The sequence below is a fragment of the Geofilum rhodophaeum genome (genome assembly GCF_002210225.1).
GTDB classification, from domain to species: Bacteria; Bacteroidota; Bacteroidia; order Bacteroidales; family Marinilabiliaceae; genus Geofilum; species Geofilum rhodophaeum.
Window position 1 is genome coordinate 155,075 of the sequence record NZ_MWUJ01000007.1, and the last position, 21,015, is coordinate 176,089.

At 49.3% G+C, this 21,015-nt stretch carries 16 protein-coding genes; 6 read left to right on the forward strand and 10 right to left on the reverse strand.

Annotated elements, in window-relative coordinates; genetic code table 11:
* Positions 1–105 precede the first annotated feature (105 nt).
* The 5 genes from B4W65_RS08680 to B4W65_RS08700 all read right to left on the reverse strand — a co-directional run bounded on the left by B4W65_RS08680 (position 106) and on the right by B4W65_RS08700 (position 7,440).
* The gene (locus B4W65_RS08680; protein WP_088654753.1) at positions 106–1,650 is read right to left on the reverse strand and encodes an alpha-N-arabinofuranosidase; all 1,545 of its coding nucleotides are present in this window, start codon (positions 1,648–1,650) and stop codon (positions 106–108) included.
* 331 nt (positions 1,651–1,981) lie between these two features.
* Positions 1,982–3,376 carry a D-xylose transporter XylE gene (gene xylE / locus B4W65_RS08685; protein WP_088654754.1) on the reverse strand — a complete coding sequence of 465 codons (1,395 nt, stop codon included), beginning with the start codon at positions 3,374–3,376 and terminating at the stop codon, positions 1,982–1,984.
* 196 nt (positions 3,377–3,572) lie between these two features.
* Entirely contained in the window at positions 3,573–4,901 is a 1,329-nt protein-coding gene (xylA, locus tag B4W65_RS08690; protein WP_088654755.1) for a xylose isomerase, read from the reverse strand.
* A gap of 18 nt (positions 4,902–4,919) precedes the next feature.
* Positions 4,920–6,392, reverse strand: coding sequence for a xylulokinase (locus tag B4W65_RS08695; RefSeq protein WP_088654756.1), 1,473 nt, complete (start codon positions 6,390–6,392; stop codon positions 4,920–4,922).
* Between the two features lie 40 nt (positions 6,393–6,432).
* On the reverse strand, positions 6,433–7,440 hold the full coding sequence (locus B4W65_RS08700) for a GntR family transcriptional regulator (protein WP_088654757.1): 1,008 nt from the start codon (positions 7,438–7,440) through the stop codon (positions 6,433–6,435).
* Positions 7,441–7,777: 337 nt separating this feature from the next.
* Between B4W65_RS08700 and B4W65_RS08705 the strand changes: the two genes are divergently transcribed.
* Entirely contained in the window at positions 7,778–9,481 is a 1,704-nt protein-coding gene (locus B4W65_RS08705; RefSeq protein ID WP_088654758.1) for a DEAD/DEAH box helicase, read from the forward strand.
* A gap of 522 nt (positions 9,482–10,003) precedes the next feature.
* On the opposite strand, the gene B4W65_RS08715 is transcribed toward B4W65_RS08705, so the two are convergent.
* A complete protein-coding gene (locus tag B4W65_RS08715) occupies positions 10,004–11,485 on the reverse strand; it encodes a DUF3078 domain-containing protein (protein ID WP_088654760.1) in 1,482 nt (493 codons plus the stop codon).
* Between the two features lie 218 nt (positions 11,486–11,703).
* Here B4W65_RS08715 and B4W65_RS08720 point away from each other — a divergent pair, with 218 nt between their 5' ends.
* Entirely contained in the window at positions 11,704–13,035 is a 1,332-nt protein-coding gene (locus B4W65_RS08720) for an MATE family efflux transporter (RefSeq protein ID WP_088654761.1), read from the forward strand.
* Between the two features lie 92 nt (positions 13,036–13,127).
* Here B4W65_RS08720 and B4W65_RS08725 read toward each other — a convergent pair whose 3' ends face one another.
* A complete protein-coding gene (locus B4W65_RS08725) occupies positions 13,128–14,021 on the reverse strand; it encodes a MerR family transcriptional regulator (RefSeq protein WP_088654790.1) in 894 nt (297 codons plus the stop codon).
* A 94-nt stretch (positions 14,022–14,115) separates the two neighbouring features.
* Positions 14,116–15,000 carry a fasciclin domain-containing protein gene (locus B4W65_RS08730; RefSeq protein ID WP_088654762.1) on the reverse strand — a complete coding sequence of 295 codons (885 nt, stop codon included), beginning with the start codon at positions 14,998–15,000 and terminating at the stop codon, positions 14,116–14,118.
* 239 nt (positions 15,001–15,239) lie between these two features.
* Between B4W65_RS08730 and B4W65_RS08735 the strand changes: the two genes are divergently transcribed.
* From B4W65_RS08735 to nadD, 3 genes are all read left to right on the forward strand, one after another.
* Positions 15,240–16,112, forward strand: a complete 873-nt coding sequence (locus B4W65_RS08735; RefSeq protein WP_205741242.1) for a YicC/YloC family endoribonuclease — start codon at positions 15,240–15,242, stop codon at positions 16,110–16,112.
* 90 nt (positions 16,113–16,202) lie between these two features.
* Positions 16,203–16,778 carry a guanylate kinase gene (gene gmk, locus B4W65_RS08740; protein ID WP_088654763.1) on the forward strand — a complete coding sequence of 192 codons (576 nt, stop codon included), beginning with the start codon at positions 16,203–16,205 and terminating at the stop codon, positions 16,776–16,778.
* A 62-nt stretch (positions 16,779–16,840) separates the two neighbouring features.
* Entirely contained in the window at positions 16,841–17,419 is a 579-nt protein-coding gene (nadD, locus tag B4W65_RS08745) for a nicotinate (nicotinamide) nucleotide adenylyltransferase (RefSeq protein WP_088654764.1), read from the forward strand.
* A gap of 43 nt (positions 17,420–17,462) precedes the next feature.
* On the opposite strand, the gene B4W65_RS08750 is transcribed toward nadD, so the two are convergent.
* On the reverse strand, positions 17,463–18,512 hold the full coding sequence (locus tag B4W65_RS08750) for an endonuclease/exonuclease/phosphatase family protein (protein ID WP_240509522.1): 1,050 nt from the start codon (positions 18,510–18,512) through the stop codon (positions 17,463–17,465).
* A 137-nt stretch (positions 18,513–18,649) separates the two neighbouring features.
* Here B4W65_RS08750 and B4W65_RS08755 point away from each other — a divergent pair, with 137 nt between their 5' ends.
* Positions 18,650–19,843: a saccharopine dehydrogenase family protein gene (locus B4W65_RS08755; protein ID WP_088654766.1), complete on the forward strand. Its 1,194-nt coding sequence runs from the start codon at positions 18,650–18,652 to the stop codon at positions 19,841–19,843.
* Positions 19,844–20,073: 230 nt separating this feature from the next.
* Here the strand turns inward: B4W65_RS08755 and B4W65_RS08760 are convergent, their stop codons facing one another.
* Positions 20,074–21,012: a glycoside hydrolase family 43 protein gene (locus B4W65_RS08760; protein ID WP_088654767.1), complete on the reverse strand. Its 939-nt coding sequence runs from the start codon at positions 21,010–21,012 to the stop codon at positions 20,074–20,076.
* Positions 21,013–21,015: the final 3 nt, after the last annotated feature.

The following is a 21,015-nucleotide window of genomic DNA, read 5'->3' on the forward strand; positions in this document are numbered from 1 at the left end:
TCAGTCCTGGGCCTTTAGCAGGGCTATGGGGACCCATAGCCCTGCTAAAGCAAGAGCGGCCACCCACCAGGGCAGCCGCTCTCCTAAAACGAACTATGCAAAGACCTACTGCAACTCCAGATTCACCACAGCCATAGCCGGCAAGGTGACTTCCAAAGTGTTCTTGGACAACTTATAGTTTTTGAAAGCAGCAGGAGCAACCACATCTGCTTTGTCAAAAGTATTGATGGCATTAAAGGCAGGAGCAGTCAGCACTACCCCATTGTTTACTTTCTTCACCTTTCCACTGCCCAAGTCTACGATCACTTTAATGGCTTTGTGGGGATTGGTGTTACTCAGACTCACATTTACTTTTCCGTCCTTGGTGGAAGCAGTACCCGAAACAGTAGGTATGGCTATATCTCCCACTTTGTACTCTTCTGAACTTAAACTTACCGGGATGTAGGTGGCGTCCTGGTGACCAGAATACATCTTAAAGACATGATAGGTCGGGGTTTTGATCATCTTATCTCCCTCGGTCAGAATCATGGCTTGCAAAACATTCACTACCTGAGCAATGTTAGCCATCTGCACCCTGTCGGCATGACGATGAAAAATATCAAAAGTAGTAGCAGCAATCAAAGCATCGCGCATGGAGTTCTGCTGAAAAAGGAATCCGGGCTCGGTGCCGGGCTCCACTTCGGTCCAGATTCCCCACTCGTCGACCAACAATCCAATGTTTTTCTCAGGATCGTACTTATCCATGGCTGCAGCATGCTGCGTAATCAAATCATCCATACGCAGACCTTGCGACAATCCTTTTATGTAAAGGGTTTCGTCGAAACCGGTGGCAGGCGATTTGTAACCCCAGTCGCCGGTAGCAATGGTATAGTAGTGCACCGACAAAGCATCCATGTTGCGATGTGCGTTTTTCATCACCACATCGGTCCAGCGTACATCAAAGCCATTGGCACCACAGCCAACACGTTGAAACTTACCTTGCCCATACTGACGCGCGTACAGGGAGTACTGACGCAGGAGGTCAGAATAATACTCGGGCGTCATGTCGCCACCACAGCCCCAACTCTCATTACCTACACCCAAAAACTTAACGTCCCAGGGGGCTTCTCGACCATTTTCACGACGCCAGTTGGCCATAGGCACATCATCGTCTGAAACCATATATTCAATCCATTCCACCATTTCCTGTACGGTACCACTGCCCACGTTGGCAGAAATGTAGGCATCTGCACCAATCATTTCACAAAGATTCAGGAATTCATGCGTACCAAAGCTGTTGTTCTCAACGGTACCTCCCCAAAAAACATTCTTAATCTGAGGCCGTTCCGAAACGGGACCTACACCATCTTTCCAATGATAGGTGTCGGCAAAGCAGCCGCCCGGCCAACGAAGCACAGGTATCTGAAGTTCTTTAAGCGCCTCCAAAACATCCTTCCGATAACCGTTCTCATTAGGAATGTCGGAGTCGGGACCTACCCAAATGCCGTCGTAAATACAGCGACCCAAATGCTCAGCAAACTGTCCGTAGATGTTTTTGTTGATTACCTGCTCTGCTCCATCAAAATCGAGCTTCATGCTGTTGTCCTGACTGTGCACTGAAAAGCCCATAGTCAACAACAAGCCTGCGGTCCATAACAAACCTTTCTTCATAGTTTTAAATTTAGTACAAATATAAAAGACTGTTTAAAAAGTAATTTTAACCTTAAAAATACGCCATCCTTTATAAAGCTACAACACTTTACAACAAAAAAGAGGGCGCTCGCCCTCTTTTTTACCTAACTGCTTTATTCATAACTTGTCGTTATGAAATGCTCAAAAACCAATAAATATGGATAACCGCAAAGAAGATGAACGCAGGGGAATAATAGATTATTTTCAAATTCATTTTATTGAGGACCTCCGTATTGAGCAGGTAGTTGGGCATCGTAATAGATAATTTATGAATAATGCAGGCTAAAGCCTTTAATCAGAGGGAAGGCTTTCACCCCTGGGAACTTTTCTTCCACAAAGCTTCCATCTCTTCCAGAGTCTTACCCTTGGTCTCAGGAACCATCTTCCAAACAAAGAGGGCCGACAAAACTGCCATTAAACCGTAAAAGCCGTAAGTCATCCCTCCGCTGAACTCCATCATAGCCGGATAGGTAGAAGATATAAAATAGTTGGCGGTCCACTGCGCAGCTACAGCTATAGCCACGGCACGACCGCGAATCTTGTTGGGGAAAATCTCAGAAATCAGTACCCAGCAAATGGGCCCCCACGACATCATAAAAGAAGCCGTATATACGATAATGAAAATCAAGGTGGCGATACCAATAACGTTGAAAAAGGACAGCGCAGAAATAGCAAACATTCCTACAGCCATACCAATAGAACCAACAATCAGTAAGGGCTTACGTCCCAGTTTATCTACCGTGGCAATAGCTACAACGGTAAATACCACGTTGACCAGTCCCATCACAACTGTCTGCATCATACTGGCATCCTTTGCCGCGCCCATACTTTCAAAAATTCGGGGAGCATAATAAAGGGCTACGTTTATGCCGACAAATTGCTGGAAAACCGATAACAGAATACCTATGATTATCACCAGTTTTCCGTAGGACCATAGTTTGCCGGAATGGTGTTCTACGGTGCTGCGAATATCGGACAGAATACCCTTGGCTACTTCAGCCCCATTGATTTTAGTCAATACCTTAAGTGCTTCGTCGTGCCGATTGGTAAGCGCCAGATAGCGTGGGGTTTCAGGCACAAAAAAGAGAAGAACACCAAACAAAGCTGCAGGTACAGCTTCGGACAAAAACATGTAACGCCAGCCAACAGCATTGATCCACTCGAGGGTTTGACCATTAGCAATGCCCCAGTTGACGAAGTACACCACCAGCATACCAAAGATAATGGCAAACTGATTGATCGAAACCAAACGACCACGAATGTTGGCAGGAGCAATTTCACCAATGTACACAGGACTGATGGCTGAGGCCAATCCCACACCAATACCGCCCACCACGCGATATACATTAAACACCATTAACAGAGCAATACTTGGCTCGCCTTCGTTAAAAAACAGTGTTTCGGGGAAGGCCGACCCAAGGGCAGATAAGAAAAACAAAAAGGCTGCGAGCATCAAAGAATGCTTACGACCGAAGCGCGAGGACAACAAGCCCGAAATGGCGCCACCAATGATACAGCCAATAAGTGCACTCGAGGTAGTGGCCCCGTGGATAAAGGCACTCAGGCCCTGACTGTCGATCAAATAAGCCTGAATAGATTTTTCAGCTCCGGAAATCACTGCTGTATCGTAACCAAAAAGCAATCCACCCAGGGTAGCCACTAAAGTAAGCCCGGTTACATACAACTTGTTTTGACCATCTTTCATAGAAAAAAGTTTTAAAGAAACACACCTGCTTTCCGCCTCTCATGTCGGGGGACGACAGAATCAGGCACTACACAGCAGGCTACGGTTGTACAATAAAATAATGATTTGGTAAGGGGCTTGCTAAAAATAGCTCGTCACAGAACCCTGAGGTTCTGCGACAAGCTAAAGTAATCAATTATTCAAATGACAAAGCAGCTTAAATGTACAAATTAATCAATTGCTCGTACAATTCCTGCTTGCCACTAATCATCTTAGGCTCACCATTGGCAGCCGCAAAGTCGCGCAAGTCGGCCAGACCCAATTTGCCGGCCTCAAACTCAGCACCTTTTCCGCTGTCGAAAGAAGCATAACGCGCAGTACGCATTTTCTTGTAATCCGACTCGCTCAAAATTTTGTCGGCAATAACCAAAGAACGGGCAAACACATCCATACCTGAAATGTGAGCAATAAAGATATCTTCCAGGTCGGTAGAGTTTCTGCGGGTTTTGGCATCGAAGTTAACACCTCCGGTTTTAAAGCCACCGGCTTCCAGAATCACCAACATAGCCTCTACAGTCTCATAGATATTGATGGGGAATTGGTCGGTATCCCAACCATTCTGGTAATCACCGCGGTTGGCATCGATAGAGCCAAGCAATCCGGCATCGGCAGCCACCTGCAGCTCATGCTGGAAGGTATGGTTGGCCAAAGTAGCGTGGTTCACCTCAATGTTGATGGTAAAGTCCTTATCCAGACCCCACTGACGCAAGAAGCCAATTACAGTAGCACTATCAAAATCATACTGGTGCTTAGTGGGCTCTGCGGGCTTGGGCTCAATGTAGAACGAACCTTTGAAACCATTGGCACGGGCATAGTCACGGGCCATAATCAAAAATTTGGCCAGATGCTCCTGCTCACGCTTCATATTGGTATTCAGCAAAGTCATATAACCTTCGCGACCACCCCAGAAGGTATATCCTTCTCCACCCAGCGTAATGGTGGCATCGATGGCATTTTTAACCTGTGCACCGGCATAGGCCAAAGCAGCAAAATCGGGGTTGGTAGCGGCACCGTTCATATAACGGGGATTACTGAAAACATTGGCAGTACCCCAAAGCAATTTAACACCCGAAGCCTGTTGTTTGGCCTTGGCATAGTCTACAATAGCTTGCATGTTTTTCTCATACTCAGCCACAGAAGCACCTTCACCAACCAGGTCCACGTCGTGAAAGCAGTAGTAAGGCACACCCAGTTTGGTAAAAAACTCGAAAGCAGCATCCATTTTATTCTTGGCAGCAGCTACGGCGTCGTTGCCGGCAGCCCAGGGATACTTTTTGGTACCGGGACCAAAAGGATCGCCACCGTCGCCACAGAAGGTATGCCAATACGACACCGCAAAGCGCAAGTGCTCTTTCATGGTTTTTCCGGCCACCACCTGATCGGGGTTGTACCATTTAAAGGCCATAGGGTTCTTTGACTCTTTGCCTTCGTACTTAATTTCACCAATTCCGGGGAAATACTCTTTGTTTCCTAATGTTACACTCATGATTCAAAAATTAAACAGTTAAAATTGTAGCTTATCTTTCCAAAGTTGGTAGCTGGCATTTACCGCAGCCTGGTCCTTATCGGGGGCTATGGTTTGCAGACAGGTCAGGCGCTCAAAAGCCTCGGAAGGCGATTGATAAATACCGGCACCCAGCGCAGCACCGCGTGCGGCACCCAGGGCTCCGTCGGTTTCATAGAGTTCGATGCGGGCATTCAGTACATTGGCCACGGTCTGCCGGAAAAGGGGACTCAAAAACATATTGGCTTTTCCGGCCCGAACGACTTCCGTTTTGATGCCCATTTCGCCCATTACGTCCACGCCGTAACGAAAACTGTGGGCGATGCCTTCCTGGGCAGCTCTCAAGAGGTGACTTTGATTGTGGATATTGAAGCTCATTCCTTTGAAGGCAGCTCCCGGATTGGCATTGCCGAGCACCCGCTCGGCACCGTTGCCAAAGGGATACACCAACAAACCTTCGGCACCCACCGGCGCCTTCATCGCCTCCTCATTCATCTGCACATAATCGAGGTTTGATGCCACATTCTTGCGCAACCAGGAATTAAGAATCCCTGTTCCGTTGATGCAAAGCAGCACGCCCAGGCGCTTTTGTGCCGGTGAATGGTTCACATGCGCAAAAGTATTCACACGCGACTGCTCGTCACGTGCCAGCGTGTCGTTTACGCCGTACACCACACCCGAAGTACCCGCTGTGGCAGCCACTTCTCCAGGCTCCAGCACGTTCAGCGAGAAAGCATTATTGGGCTGATCTCCCGCCCTATAACTTACCGGTATACCGGCAGGCAGTCCCAGCTCCTCAGCCATACGAGCGCTCACCTGAGCCTGTACCGAAAAAGTATCCACAATTTCAGGAATCAGCTCTTTAGCAAAGCCATAGTAATCGAACAACTCACCGGCTAAGCTGTCCTTTTTAAAATCCCACATGATGCCTTCGGTAAGACCCGATACGGTGGTCTGCATTTCACCACTCAGCCTGTAAGCAATGTAATCACCCGGCAACATGATTTTATGAATGCGCGCAAACCTATCGGGCTCATTGTCCTTTACCCACTTCAATTTGGAAGCAGTAAAGTTACCCGGAGAATTCAGGCAGTTCGACAAACAATACTCTGCACCCAGGTCCTCAAAAGCCTTGTCGCCAATTTCAACGGCGCGGCTGTCGCACCAAATGATGGAGGGACGAAGCACCTGGCCTTCTTTGTCCAGGGCCACCAGACCATGCATCTGATAAGAGATGCCAATGGCCTTAATTTGCTCCTTCGGCACAGCCGCTCGAGCCAGCACCTCTTTAAGGGCCAGAGTCATATTGTTCCACCACTGTTCCGGTTCCTGTTCGGCCCAGCCGGTTTTTACTGCAGTAATGGGCATTTCCTCCGAAGGATAAAAGGCCGAAGCCGCACAACTGCCGTCCTCAAGGTTAAGGAGACTCACCTTTACCGACGAACTTCCTACATCAATTCCTAAGGTGTACATAAGCTTTAGTCTGTTCTGTTCTGTTTATACTTTAAATTTTTTACAGGGACTCCCGTATCAAAACCCCGGTGGGCACGCAAAATTGCATGGGCGCATCGGTCGACACAAACTCGGCCGCCTTGCTGCCCATCAATTGAAAATCGGTGGTAATGACTGTAATCCCTTTATAAATAAACTTCTTCATAGGTGTTTCGTTGTACGACAGAATACCGGCATCTCTACCCGGCTCCAGCCCCTTGTCCCTGCACTGTTCCAAAAAACGACCCAGCATCCGGTCGCTCACGCTGATGTAGGCTACTCCGGGCTGCACCTCAAAGGCAGAAGAACGCCGCTCTACCCGAAAAGTCAGTTGCCTGTCGCGACAAAAGCGTTCGAAAAAATGCACCGAATCCAGAGGATGGTTGGTAAATTCGGGGTAGAGAAACACCAACTCACGGTACTTCTTCAACAAAGGAAACACCTCTTCCAATCCATCGTAAACCGACTGACCAAAATCCTGATACAAGACGTTGGAAGCGGGACGTGCATACAAATTCCAATCGATAACCAAAAGCTTGTCGGCCGGAATCAGGTCCAGAATCTGTTCCATTTCGGCATGCTCAAAAGGCATCACTACATAACGGTGGTACTTGCCAAGACTCTCTTCTATCTGCCGCCTGAATACATCAATATTATAGTGGTGAAAGTGCACATCGGACAGTACATTCTCCGGCAAGTTCTTGGTAAAAGAATCGTAGAGTACCTCCTTATAAGCTTTAAAAGTATCCAAAAACAGAAAAACCCGGCGTACCTCACGGGCCACAAAATAACCTTTGTTGCGAACCGAATCTACCACCCCCTGCTCTTTCAGCAGCGAGTAGGCTTTAAAAACGGTATCGCGACTCAGCTTATATTCCTTGCACACCTGGTTGACCGAGGGCAGATGATCGCCCACACTCAGCCGATTTTCCGCAATGGCATGATTCACCGAGTCCATCAATTGACGAAACTTCGGCACCTCTGCCCCTTCATTAATCTGAAAGCGAAATTCGTTCTTCGTATCGCGCATAAGTGTTCTGGTCTGTTACGGTTCAAAGATAATGCATTTTCCAATGCAGCGATACGTACACAAAGTTTTTTTTATCAAAAACCATAAAAAAGCATAAAACAAGAAGTACTAAAGCGCCAGATCCGTGATTACTTAATTATTGTACGTACTTTTGCAATCTGATTTTTCCGATACAGACCACACTCCCGGTCATGGTATCTATATTATTCGGAAAGTAAAATCAGTGGCGAGACCGGGCTTGCCGTTCGGGGGCACACAACTGCCCGAACGGTTTTTATAAACGGGACTCCTGCGCATAAATAATTGGGGCGCAGTTCTTTAATTTTTTATTTTTTACATGCAGACATTTGCTGAAACCGGACTGCGGTCCGAGATTCTTGAATCCATCGAGAAGATGGGTTTCATTAAACCTACGCCTATTCAGGCAGAAACCATTCCTTTTTTATTGAACTCCGACGAAGACCTGGTGGCCATGGCCCAAACCGGAACCGGAAAAACAGCGGCCTTTGGTTTGCCAGTGCTTCATAAAATGGATACCGACACCCGCGGCGTACAGGCCATCGTTCTGTGCCCCACCCGCGAATTATGTCTTCAAATCACCACCGACCTCAACAAGTTTTCTGAGCAACTGCCCGTATCGGTTGTGCCCGTTTACGGAGGCGCGCCCATCTACAACCAGATTGCGGCCATTCGCAAAAAATGCGACATCGTAGTAGGCACACCCGGTCGTGTAAACGACCTGATTCGTCGCGATAAGCTCGACCTCTCACACATTCGCTTCCTGATTTTGGACGAAGCCGATGAGATGCTTAAGATGGGTTTTAAGGAGGAGATGGATGCCATTATGGGGGAAACGCCCGACACCAAGCAGACCCTGTTGTTTTCGGCCACCATGCCGCCCGACATCAACCGCATGGCCGGAAAGCATATGAACAAACCGAAAACCATCTCGGTAAGTCGTCAAAACATTTCGAACAACGATATTGCCCACGAATTTGTGGTGACGGCACCACAAAACAGCTACCAGGCCCTGCGCCGCATTGCCGACATCACCCCCGATATTTACGGCATTGTTTTTTGCCGTACCCGTCAGGAAACCAAAGACATTGCCGATAAGCTCATGAGCGATGGTTACAATGCCGACGCTTTGCATGGCGACTTGTCTCAGGCGCAGCGCGACTATGTAATGGGCCGTTTCCGCAACCACAACCTGCAAATATTGGTAGCTACCGATGTGGCGGCCAGAGGTTTGGATGTGGACAACCTGACTCACGTTATTCACTACCACCTGCCCGACGATCCCGAAAACTACATCCACCGCAGCGGACGTACCGGACGCGCAGGACGCAAGGGCATTTCCATCGCCATTCTGGCCCCTTCGGAGACCCGTCGTTTGGGCTTCCTGGAAAAACAAACAGGTAAAAAACTGGAGCGCATCCAAATACCTACCGGCAACGAAGTGTTTGAACTGCGTCTGCAAAACTACCTGCGTGGCGTGGCCGAGGCCGATACCACTCAGTTCGACATTCAGCAATACGCAAACACCATTGCCGCTGAGCTGAAAGACCTCAGCAAAGAAGATCTGGTGGAGCGCCTCATCGCTATGGAGTTTAACCGTCTGCACAAGGATTACAGCAAAGCGGCCGACCTGAATGCCACCAATGAGCGCCGCACCAGACCGGAACGCGGCGTAAGAGGCGAACGTGTTATCCGAGGCGAACGCCCGGAGCGCGGGGGAGAACGCGGAGCCCGCAGGGAAAGAACACCCCGTGGTGAACGCGGCAGCGCTGGTAGCCGCAACAGCAGTGGTCAATTTGGCCGTTACTGCATCAACATCGGCACCAAAAACAACCTGCGTCCCGATCAGCTCATCAGCATCATCAACCGCCAAACACCGCGACACAAAATCGCCATCGGAAAAATCGACATACAAAACAAGGTGTCCTTTTTCGAAGCCGACAGCGCACAGGAACAGCACCTCATCCAGGCCTTCAAAAAGGCCCGTTACAAAGGCCAGCTCCTCCTCGTGCAGCGCAGCTAATACGTGGCAAACACAAAACAAAGACAGCCTCAGACTTTCGTCTGAGGCTGTCTTGTTTTATAGGGCCGACACACAAGGCCACCCAGGACTGAAGTAAAAAACGGGACTGAAGTCCCGTTCGAGGCAGCGCCTCGACAAATCTGGTCATAGACATCTCCTTCTTTGACCGTGCACAGCCTTGGGGCACAGGTGCCCAAGGCCGGGACTTCAGTCCCGTTACCTGTCGCGCCCACCGGGCGCACCACTTCTGCCCCAATCATCACCCAGGACTTTAGTCCTGGGACTTGGGCCACTTCTGCCCCAATAATAACCCAGGGTTTTAACCCTGGGCTTTGGGCGGCTAATGCCCAAAGCAAAAAAAGAGGGCCTCACGGCCCTCTTTTTTTCCTAAACCTAATTAACCTAACCTAAACCTATGAAAAAACTTTCGTTCTTCCTTTACAAATATAAACCCTAAACATAGGGAAGTCCACTAATTTCTGTTATTAAAAGTTAAAAGGGATGCAATCCCGCCCCAAGCGACTAAAACTGGTAGCGAAGCGCCACACTCAGGTTCTCCCGCGCCTGCAACTTACTCGATTCACTCTGATAATACCTAAAGTTTGTCGTTATCCGTGTACTCAAAAACACATTAATACGCATATCCAATATCAAATCCCATTCAGCCTGCACCTGCTCCTCCTTGGCAAAGTAATCGTAAAACACGTTCATCGCAGAAGTCAACTTTACATCCTTTGCAATGTTTAAGGTAAAGTTGTTCTGGAAAGAAGCTCCGGAAAGAAAAACCGACTTCTTATCTTCTTCGATGCTGTAGCGGGTCTGATCAATTTTGGCGGTATCCAACACCATAGTTAACCTACTGGTAACGGGCGACAAAAGTAAGGTGAAGTTCTTGGTTTTAAAATCCATACCTGCAGCCAGTGAAGTATAGGCCGGCGCCATAAAGGCCGATATCGGATTATTCTTATCCACATCATCTTTCTGGTAGCCTTCAAAAAACTGGGTTTTAAAATTGAAGAGCAAACTGTAATACCATTTGCGACTGGCATTGATGCCGTACTTACTGTTTATTTCAAACAAATCGTCGTTGATGCGTGAGCGGCTTCCATCACTGTCGATGAAACCTACTTTATGAATAAGATTGTTTTCCCACTGCGTATTTTCATCTTTGTACACCGCAGAAAAACGCAGGTCGCTGAGCAGTGCAATAGATTGTTGTCCGCCTCGCACCCAGTTTTTCAGGTAAGCCTGTGAAAACTGGATGTGCTCAGTGCCCGAAAAAGTCCAGGGTCTCTTGGGCACCTCCACCTTCTCCAAACGCTCCGGTCGGGCCACACTTCCGCCCTGAAAAAGATGCTCCAAATTTCGGGTACTCATATTGCGCTCAACACGGTCGGCCTGCCTAAACACCTTGGGCGGATCGGGCAATGCGTGCCAATCGTGCTCCACCAACTCGGGCGAACTGACCATTAAATCGCGAAGAAACTTTTCGCGTGAAAAACCATGCTTCAGCTGGAGGGCGAGACTGTCGCCACCACCAGGATGTGACCTGGCCTTTTTAAAGGCTTCGAAGGGCGTAGCCGGTCGCTCTTCCTGCCAGGCCATCAAATCGGGGACCGGGGGCGCCTTGTAAATAACGGGTAAGGCGTGGGGCATGTAGGTACTTGGCCTACTCTGTGCATATTGCAATCGCCACTCGCTGAGCGGGGCAGCGTGTACTACACGACTTTTAAGTGACAGGCTCACTTGCAAACCCAGCATAAATGATTCATCCAAAAATTCCTGCGAACGAAAACGCATCCGCGATCCACGCAGACTCCTGTTTTCGAGATATTCAGCACGTCTCAACGCCACTTGCCTGCCCACCTGCTCCATTCCGGTCTTTTCAAACCACCACTGGGGAATTTGGCCTTCAGGAAAATAATTCTCCACGGCAGTCTGACCCCAAACAGGGCCCATCCCCACAAAAAAAACGAACAGAGCACAAAAACCTATCCCTCTCATGTACAATCACTTATCATTTAGCACACCTCGGTGCTGTACATTAAAACTAAATCTTGGGGGGATTAACAAGTCCTGCAAAGGCCGGCACTTCTTTAGCCGGCAAAATTAGCCTAATTTTATGAAATTTAAAAACTGGCATCGGCTCCCCCTGGCGGCATTCAACAAAAAAACTGCCAAAGTATGTATACTAACGAAAAAATTCCCTTGTTTTGTATGCCATGAGAGATCTTACGCAGGGAAGCGAAGCCAAATTGATTTTTAAATTTGCGGTGCCGTTGATTATTGGAAACCTGTTGCAGCAGTTCTACAACATCATCGACAGCATTATTGTAGGCAAATACCTCGGTACCGAAGCACTGGCAGCGGTAGGCGCCTCCTTCCCCATCTTTTATACCCTCATTGCTTTTATTATAGGCATTGGCAGCGGAGCCACCATTGTCATCAGTCAGTATTTCGGCGCACGCGACCACGAAAAAGTGAAGCAAGCCATCGGCACCATTTACCTCTTTATGTTTGGTGCCGGCATCGTACTGACCATTGTCGGCATCAGCTTTAGCCGACAAATTTTTTCGCTCCTGAACATCGGCGAAGAAGTACTGCCCTATGCCCTTACCTATTTCAACATTTACATGATCGGCATGGTAGGGTTCTTTGGTTTCAACGGTACGTCGTCGGTGCTGCGGGGACTGGGCGACAGTCGCACCCCGCTGCTCTTTTTGGCCATAGCCACAGTAACCAATGTGCTGCTCGACTTGCTCTTTATAATTGTGTTTGAGTGGGGCGTGGCGGGGGCCGCCTGGGCCACGGTTATTGCGCAGACCGGGGCCTTTATTACAGCGGTGATATACCTGAATCGCCGCGACCACCTTATCCATTTTAGTCTGCCCCGTTTCAAATTCGATCCCTACACCTTTCGGCAGAGCGTGCGTATTGGGCTGCCTACCGGCTTTCAGCAGACTTTCGTGGCCTTGGGTATGCTGGCCCTCATCCGCATCATCAACAATTTTGACACCGCAACCCTGGCGGCATACGTCGCCGCCAGTCGCATCGACGCACTGGCCGCCATGCCGGCGATGAATCTGGCCTCTGCCCTGTCGGCTTTTGTGGGACAAAATCTGGGGGCACAAAAAATCGAGCGCATTCGCCGTGGTGTTTGGGCCACCCAAAAGATGGCCTGGGCCATCAGTCTCATCGTTATGCTGGTGGTCATCATGTGGGGCGAATGGCTCATAGGCCTGTTCGACAACAATCCGGAGGTGATCCGTCAGGGACACGAATACCTAATTATTGTCAGCAGCTTCTACATCGTATTCTCATCCATGTTTGTGATGCACGGCATGTTGCGTGGAGCCGGCGACACGCTCATACCTATGTTCATCACCCTTATTTCACTTTGGCTCATACGTATTCCCTTTGCCTGGTTTTTATCGGGACACATGGGAGAAAGCGGCATTTGGTGGAGCATACCCAGTGGCTGGGTGGTGGGATTGGCCGGCACCTGGCTGTACTACCTGAGTGGGCGCTGGAAAACGAAGGGGGTAACAAAATGAAGCTGATGCCTGTCTGACCCATCGGGGAGACAGCAGCTCAGAAGCTGCGAATCGGGACGAAGTGCCTCTTTGCCTGAAGGAAGCTGCGAGGCCTAGGCCTCGTAGCGCAGCAAACGCAGGCGTTCTTTAAATACCCGCACCTTATTAACCACAGTAAAGCCTTCCGGCAATTCGGGCTGAAGCAACTCCATCTGTAGGCCACTCAGGTAAAAGGGTATATCTGGGAAACGTTTGTGGTACTCCCGCAAAAGGTCTTCCATTTCCTGTTTGTCCATCGCCGTGATAAAGGAAGTCATGAACACATCGGCCGGACGCAGACGGTGCACCAGACTCAGGTCCTCAAGGGGAACTCCGGCGCCCAGGTAAACCACATTCATACCTTCCTTTCGGGCCAGCAGATTGTAGAAGAGCAGACCAATTTCGTGGTGCTCATGCTCGCTCAAAAACATAATGATGCGGGGACCGTTTTGAACGGGACTCTGCATTTCATTATCAATGGCCACAAACAGCTTTTGGCGAATTAAATTAGAAATAAAATGCTCTTGAGCCGGATTGATGGTCCCGGCCTGCCACAATACGCCAATGCGCTCCAAAAAGGGAAAAAGCACCGTTTCAACACTCACCTCAAAACCCAGCTTAATGATGGAGGAGGACAGGCCATTCAAAAACTTGGTTTCATCCAGCTCCAGCATGGCCACCATCAAGCTTTCAATTTGCACCGAACTGCTGCGCCCATCTATCGACAAGTCGAGCACCCGATTCTTGATCTCTGCATCGGTGAGTCCTGCGATATGCGAAATTTTAATTCCGTTATGATTAAGGATGGAAACATTCAACAAACGCTTTAAATCACAATCGGAATAAAAACGGATATTGGTTTCGGTACGTTGCGGCTCTATAAGGCCGTAACGACGCTCCCACATACGAATGGTATGTGCTTTAATACCCGAAATCTTTTCCAAATCTTTGATGGAATACTTTCCCATTATAAACAAAGGTAACTGCAACAAATTCATACGGTAGCCGGCGCTTAAAGACACCCTGCACAACTACCTGGTTCAATGGCTGCCTCAACGTCCTTTAAACCGTGGCCAAGGTCTTTTGTTCAAAACAAAGGCACAAATTTAAAACGCTTGGCACACACCACCCTATAAAAAGCTGCTTTTCGGCATTTAAGGTAGGTACCGACCCACTGCTCACATCGGCAGCCAACACATTACCTTCAACCACGTGCGAAAGCAAAACAGCCGTTAAGGTCTCTACATCCAGGTCCTCCACCCCATTTACTTCCAAAGCGATAAACAAAGCCTCAAAGGCAGCATTGGTGGGCGCAAATACGGTAAAGGGGCCCTCAGCACTAAGCGCACCAGCCAAATCGGCCTTCAAAACCGCTTCTACCAAAATGGAGAAATTGGGGTTGGCCAGGGCAACATCAACAATATTGGGAGGAAGCAAAACCGCATCAATCACGTGAATCACACCGTTATCGGCCATCACATCTGTATCCGTAATGGAAGCAGACGCATTCAAATCAGCACCTGCTTTGTAGAGCGACAGAAGGCTGCCCTCAGCTGGTCCCGCGGCAAGGGTGGAATAATAACCATCTGCGAGTTGACTGGCTGTTTTTTGTTCACCCAAAACATGATAAAGCAGAACAGGCGTCAACACGGACACAGGCACCTCATCCAAAGTGGCGTAATCGAGTTGCTCCAGCAAGGCCTCAAAGGCGGCATTGGTGGGAGCAAACACGGTTAAATCGGCATTGGGATCAGCAAGTGCATCAACCAGACCCGCTTTTTGAACAGCAGCTACCAGCACAGAAAAATCGGGGTTTGACACAGCTACATCTACAATACTTTGTGGCGTTTCAACCTTGTTGTCGTCATCGTCGTCATCACAGGAAGCAAAGACAAAGGCGGCCATCATTAAAACAGCCAAAAGACGGAAACTCATTCTTGTTTTCATACTACTCAATTTTTAAGGTTATTGATACAATCGGTTTTGTAGCAATGAAACCATACAAGATTCTTTTTGTTCATTCTTTTAATGAAATTATTAAACAATCTTCCTTTGTCAGGGGGTGGGACTACTTTAAGCCCGGCAAATTCCAAAGCCTGCGACGCGCAACATCCTTTCACCAGAACAGGGGCGTTCCGGTCAAAAAAGCTTATTTTTGCGCTGTAATAATTATTAGCAGACTTCTTATGATACAATCGATGACCGGTTTTGGCAAGGCAAGTGGTGAGCTGCCCGGCAAAAAAATCCATGTAGAGATCAAATCCCTCAACAGCAAACAGCTCGACCTGAACCTGCGTCTTCCACAAATCTATCGCGAAAAAGAGCTGGAAATGCGCAACCGTATTGCCGACCGCCTGCAACGGGGCAAGGTGGAAGTCAACATCCAACTGGAGTCGGAAGTCGCCGACCGCATTCCGCAAATCAACGAAGCTGTTTTTGAACGTTACCACCAGCAACTCAGCGGCATGGCTCAGAAACTGAACCTGGGCCAACAGAGCGACTTTTTGAGGGCCATACTGGGACTGCCCGAAGTCTTGAAGACCGAACAGGCCGAATTGGCTGAAGCCGAGTGGCTGGCCCTGGAAAAGACCCTGGATGCTGCCCTGATAGCCATCATCGACTTTCGCAACCAGGAAGGCAGCGCCTTGCAAAAAGACATCCTGCAACGCGTCGAAACCATCGCCGGCTTGAGTTTGGAAGTCCAGTCCTACGAAAAACAGCGCCTCGAACGCATTAAGGAGCGCATTCGCGAAAATCTCGACGACCTAAAACTGAAAAATGTAGATGAAAACCGCTTTGAACAGGAGTTGATTTACTACCTCGAAAAACTGGACATCACCGAGGAAAAAGTGCGCCTTAAAAACCACATCGACTATTTTAAGGAATGCATTTCAGAAGAGGGACCTGTGGGGAAGAAATTGGCCTTCATCACCCAGGAACTGGGCAGGGAAATCAACACCATGGGCTCTAAAGCGAACGATGCCGATATCCAGCGCCTGGTAATCCGCATGAAGGACGAACTGGAAAAAATAAAGGAGCAAATGCTCAACGTGCTTTAACTGGCATTGTTCATTAATTGCCTGTCACGAAAACTTTTGAATAAAGCAGCTTAAAGATATCCGGCGCTTAGCGACTTAAATCCAAACAATATGCAGCAAGGCAAACTCATCATTTTCTCTGCCCCCTCAGGATCCGGCAAAACCACCATCGTAAAGTATCTTTTGCAAAAAGACCTGAATCTGGCTTTCAGCATTTCGGCTACGAGTCGCCCTGCCCGCGGACAGGAGCGCCACGGGGTCGATTATTACTTTCTGAGTCAGGAAGCCTTTGCCCAAAAAGTATCGGAAAACGCCTTTCTCGAATGGGAGGAAGTCTACCCCGGCACCTGCTACGGCACGCTTAAAAAGGAAGTGGAACGCCTGCTGCAAGAAGGTAAAAATGTGGTGTTTGATGTAGATGTGGTGGGCGGTGTCAACATCAAGAAATTTTATGGCGACAGGGCCTTGGCTGTTTTCATTAAGGCGCCTTCGGTGGAAGAATTGCGTAAAAGACTGGAGCTAAGAGCTACCGACGCCCCCGAGGTCATTGAAAAACGCGTAGCCAAGGCCACCCTGGAACTGACTTATGCCCCAGAATTTGACGTGGTGGTGGTCAACGACCAACTCGAAAGGGCCTGCATTGAAACGGAAAAAGTGGTGCACAACTTTGTCACAGATAAAAACTAAATCACATAAGTCATGCGGGCCCATTGGGCTACCCGACAACAAACATCAAAATAACCAGGCACATGAGCACAACCATCGGACTGCTTTTTGGTTCCTTTAATCCGGTACATATCGGGCATTTGGTGCTGGCCAACTACCTGGCAGAATATGCCGGACTGGATGAAGTTTGGTTTGTGCTTACCCCCCAAAACCCTTTTAAGGAGAAGGGAGATTTACTGGATGAGGCGCACCGCCTGGAGCTGCTCAAGCTGGCCCTTCAGGAGGAGCAGCGCTTTAAGGCCAGCGATTTTGAATTTATGCTGCCCCGTCCCTCTTTCACCATCGACACGCTCGACAAGCTGCATGCGACTTTCCCGCAGCATGATTTTCGTTTGATTATGGGCGCCGACAATCTGTTGGCCATCGAAAAGTGGAAGGAGCCGGAGCGACTTCTAAAACAATATCGCCTGCTGATTTATCCCCGTCCGGGCTATTCCCTGGAGGCGCAGCCCCAAACAAAAGGTCTGCAGGTGGTGGATGCGCCACTGCTCGATCTCTCTGCAACTTTAATCAGAGAGGGTCTCCGAATGGGGAAAAACCTGCGCTACCTGCTGCCGCACGGGGTGTACGACCTGATTGCAGCCAGGGGGTGGTACAAGTAAAATTCAGCCTGCTTACTCCCCTACCCGCTTGCAGCTTATGTTTTCAGCGCTTGCGCTCCAAAACCAGGTACACCGGCAGGTGATCGCTGTAACCACCATGGTACCAATTGCCCACGTAGGTGCGCCAGGTATATCCGGCATAATCGCCCTCTTGCTGCAAGAGGTAATCGGGACCATAGATGTGGGCCGAATGGTAGTAATACCCTCTGAAGCGCTCCTTCAACAAACCCTTGCTCACCACCATCTGGTCGAACAGGTTCCACTTACCCCGGTACTTCAAACTGCCCTGTCCTTCGGCAAATAGCGGAGCGGTGGCATTGAAAAGACGACTGTCACCAAGCGAGTCACGCTCCAGGGCGGCACCCAAAAAATGTTGCATACTTAAATCGGTGGGGTCGTCGTTAAAGTCGCCCATGATGACGATACGTGCTTTACGATCTTCGGCCAGAATGGAGTCGCTGAGACTGCGGGTCAGCTTAGCGGCCTGTTCCCGAAAGTCCTCCCCCCCTCTGCCGCGCGACCGTGCAGGCCAATGGTTGACGATAAAATGGATGGGACTGCCGTGCAAACGGCCTGAAACCACCAGTTGGTCGCGGGTAAATACACGTTGGCCCTCTTCGTTGGTGAGCAGCAGGGGCACCGCCCTGCTGTTTTCGGGCACAAAAGCATCTGCGCGGTAGAGCAAGGCCACGTCGATGCCCCGCTTATCGGGCGAATCGTAATGTATGATTTGATAATCGAGATCTTTAAGATCTTCACTGGCTACCAAATCCTCCAGCACGGTTCTGTTTTCCGTTTCGCACAGGCCTATTACTGAGGCGCCTTCTACGCCGGCTTCTGCAGACAGCTTCTTCAGCACCTCTGCCTTGCGTTCAATCTTTAGCCAATAGCGTTCGCTGTTCCATTGTTTTTGGGCGCCGGGGGTAAATTCCTCATCCAACACACCGGGGGTATCCAGGGTATCGAACAGGTTTTCTAAGTTGTAAAAAGCCACCACAGCCCTATCGGGCCCGCCAGAGGGCAGCAGCGGAAGGGCTGCGGCGACCAACACCACCAGACCCATCGCAAATAAACCTTTACGGGATTTATTCATAAAACCATTATTATTATCAGTTCAGCTTTGCGTACAAAGTTAGTAGAAAATAAGCCGCTAGGGCCAGTCCGCAAAAAAGTTTGTTGTATATTTAGGCAAATTTTTGACACACAAACGGGTATAAAGATTTTTTAAAAATGGGTAAAGTTTTAGTTATTGGCGCCGGTGGCGTAGGGACTGTAGTGGTTCATAAAATGGCTGCATTGCCTGAAGTTTTTACCGAAATATTGCTGGCCAGTCGCACCAAAAGCAAGTGCGACGCCATTGCAAAACAAATAGGTGGCAACCGGGTACAAACTGCGCAGGTAGATGCCGACAGTGTGCCAGAGTTGGTAGAACTGATCAACAGCTACCGGCCCGACCTGGTGGTAAATGTGGCTCTGCCCTATCAGGACCTGACCATTATGGATGCTTGTCTGGAAACAGGCGTTTCGTACCTCGACACGGCCAACTACGAGCCCAAGGAGGAAGCCAAATTTGAATACAAGTGGCAATGGGCCTATCAGGAGAAGTTTAAAGAGGCCGGACTGACTGCCATTTTAGGTTGTGGTTTTGACCCGGGCGTTACCAGTGTGTTTACGGCCCATGCCGCCAAGCACCACTTTGACGAAATTCAGTACCTGGATATTGTTGATTGCAATGCGGGCGATCACGGAAAGGCTTTTGCCACTAATTTTAACCCGGAAATCAACATCCGGGAGGTAACGCAGAAGGGCAAATACTGGGAAAACGGACAATGGGTGTATACCGAGCCGCATGAGATTCACAAGCCGTTGAATTATCCCGAAATTGGCCCTAAGGAATCTTACCTGATTTACCACGAGGAACTGGAGTCGCTGGTTAAAAACTTTCCTACCCTGAAGCGCGCCCGTTTTTGGATGACTTTTGGACAGGAATACCTGACGCACCTAAGGGTGATTCAGAACATTGGCATGGCGGGCATTGAGCCGGTGATGTACAATGGGGTGGAGATTGTACCCATTCAGTTTTTGAAGGCTGTACTGCCTAACCCTGGTGATTTGGGCGAGAACTATAAGGGCTGGACTTCCATCGGTTGCCGCATCAAGGGACTTAAAGACGGGAAGGAAAAGACTTACTACGTTTTCAACAACTGCAGCCACGAGGTGGCCTATAAGGAGACCGGTACGCAGGCGGTGAGCTACACTACTGGTGTGCCCTGTATGATTGGTGCCATGATGTACCTGCAGGGGACCTGGAAGAAACCGGGCGTGTTCAACGTAGAGGAGTTTAATCCCGATCCTTTTATGGCCGAACTGAACAAACATGGCTTGCCCTGGAACGAGTTGCACGATGTCGATCTGGAGCTGTAATTAAAGATTTGGTCCATACAGACGCGCAGTAAAAAGGCGGCCTGGTCAGCTCTTCAGCGCCTGTTTAAAAATGAAACGATTAGGAAATAAAAGCGGGAGCCTCGAAATTTCGAGGCTCCCGCTTCTTTAATCGTGTAGGAACGGCCCGCGACACTTGCTGAACTTCCTTATGCATCCTTTGCGTGTTAAATTGCTCAGCAACTGAGTGCTGATTGGAACACCCTTCTCACTTAAAAGGAAAATAGGGGCCGACCGGCAGCATCAAATTTAACCTCCATAATACGAGCGTGCCGGTTGGGATCGTAAAGCGGATCGCCAACAATTTCTTCATAATCGCGTGCGTGATAAATGCACAAGGGCGTTTTGCCGTCTTCGGCCACAGTGAAGCTGTTGTGCCCGGGACCGAAAATCCTTTTTTCATAATCGGTCTGGAGTACGGGGTATCTCGACTTGCTCCAGGAATTGCGGTCCATCAAATCAGCGTTTTCATCGGCTTCCATCATACCCATGCAATAACAGGCACCGGTGGCACTGGCCGAAAAAGTGATGTAGATCTTACCTTGGTGCTTAATGACGGCAGGACCTTCGTTCACCCAAAAGCCTATCCGCTCCCAGTCGTAATCGGGGGTGGTGAGCATAAACTGAGCGGTTTTGAGCTTTATGGGCGATTCCATCTCAGCCAGGTACAGATTGGAGGCGGCAAATTGTCCGCCTGTTTTCTCGGCCCAACAGAAATAACGCTTGCCTTGATGCTCAAAAACGGTGGCATCAAGCGAGAAATCGATGAACGATTTCTCGTCCCCGTCGGCCGCCTGCATCTGCCCCAATTCCTTCCAGCCATCCTTCAGAGGATCCTGTCCCCGACATTCGAGCACGTAGGGTCTCAGCTTCCAAATGTCGTCGACCTCACTGGCGGCAAAATAAATGTACCATTTGCCGTCGAGGTAATGGAGCTCCGGGGCCCAGACGTGCTGACTCATGGGGCCCTTGTCGTGCTTGAACCACACATCGTGGGTTTCGGCTTTGGCCAGCCCCTCCAGGGTGCGCGACTTGCGCAATTCTATACGATCATAGGTGGGTACTGATCCGGTGAAATAATAGTAGCCGTCGCTGTGTCTGTACACAAAGGGGTCGGCCCTTTGTTCTACGAGTGCCTGCGTACTTCCCATGGT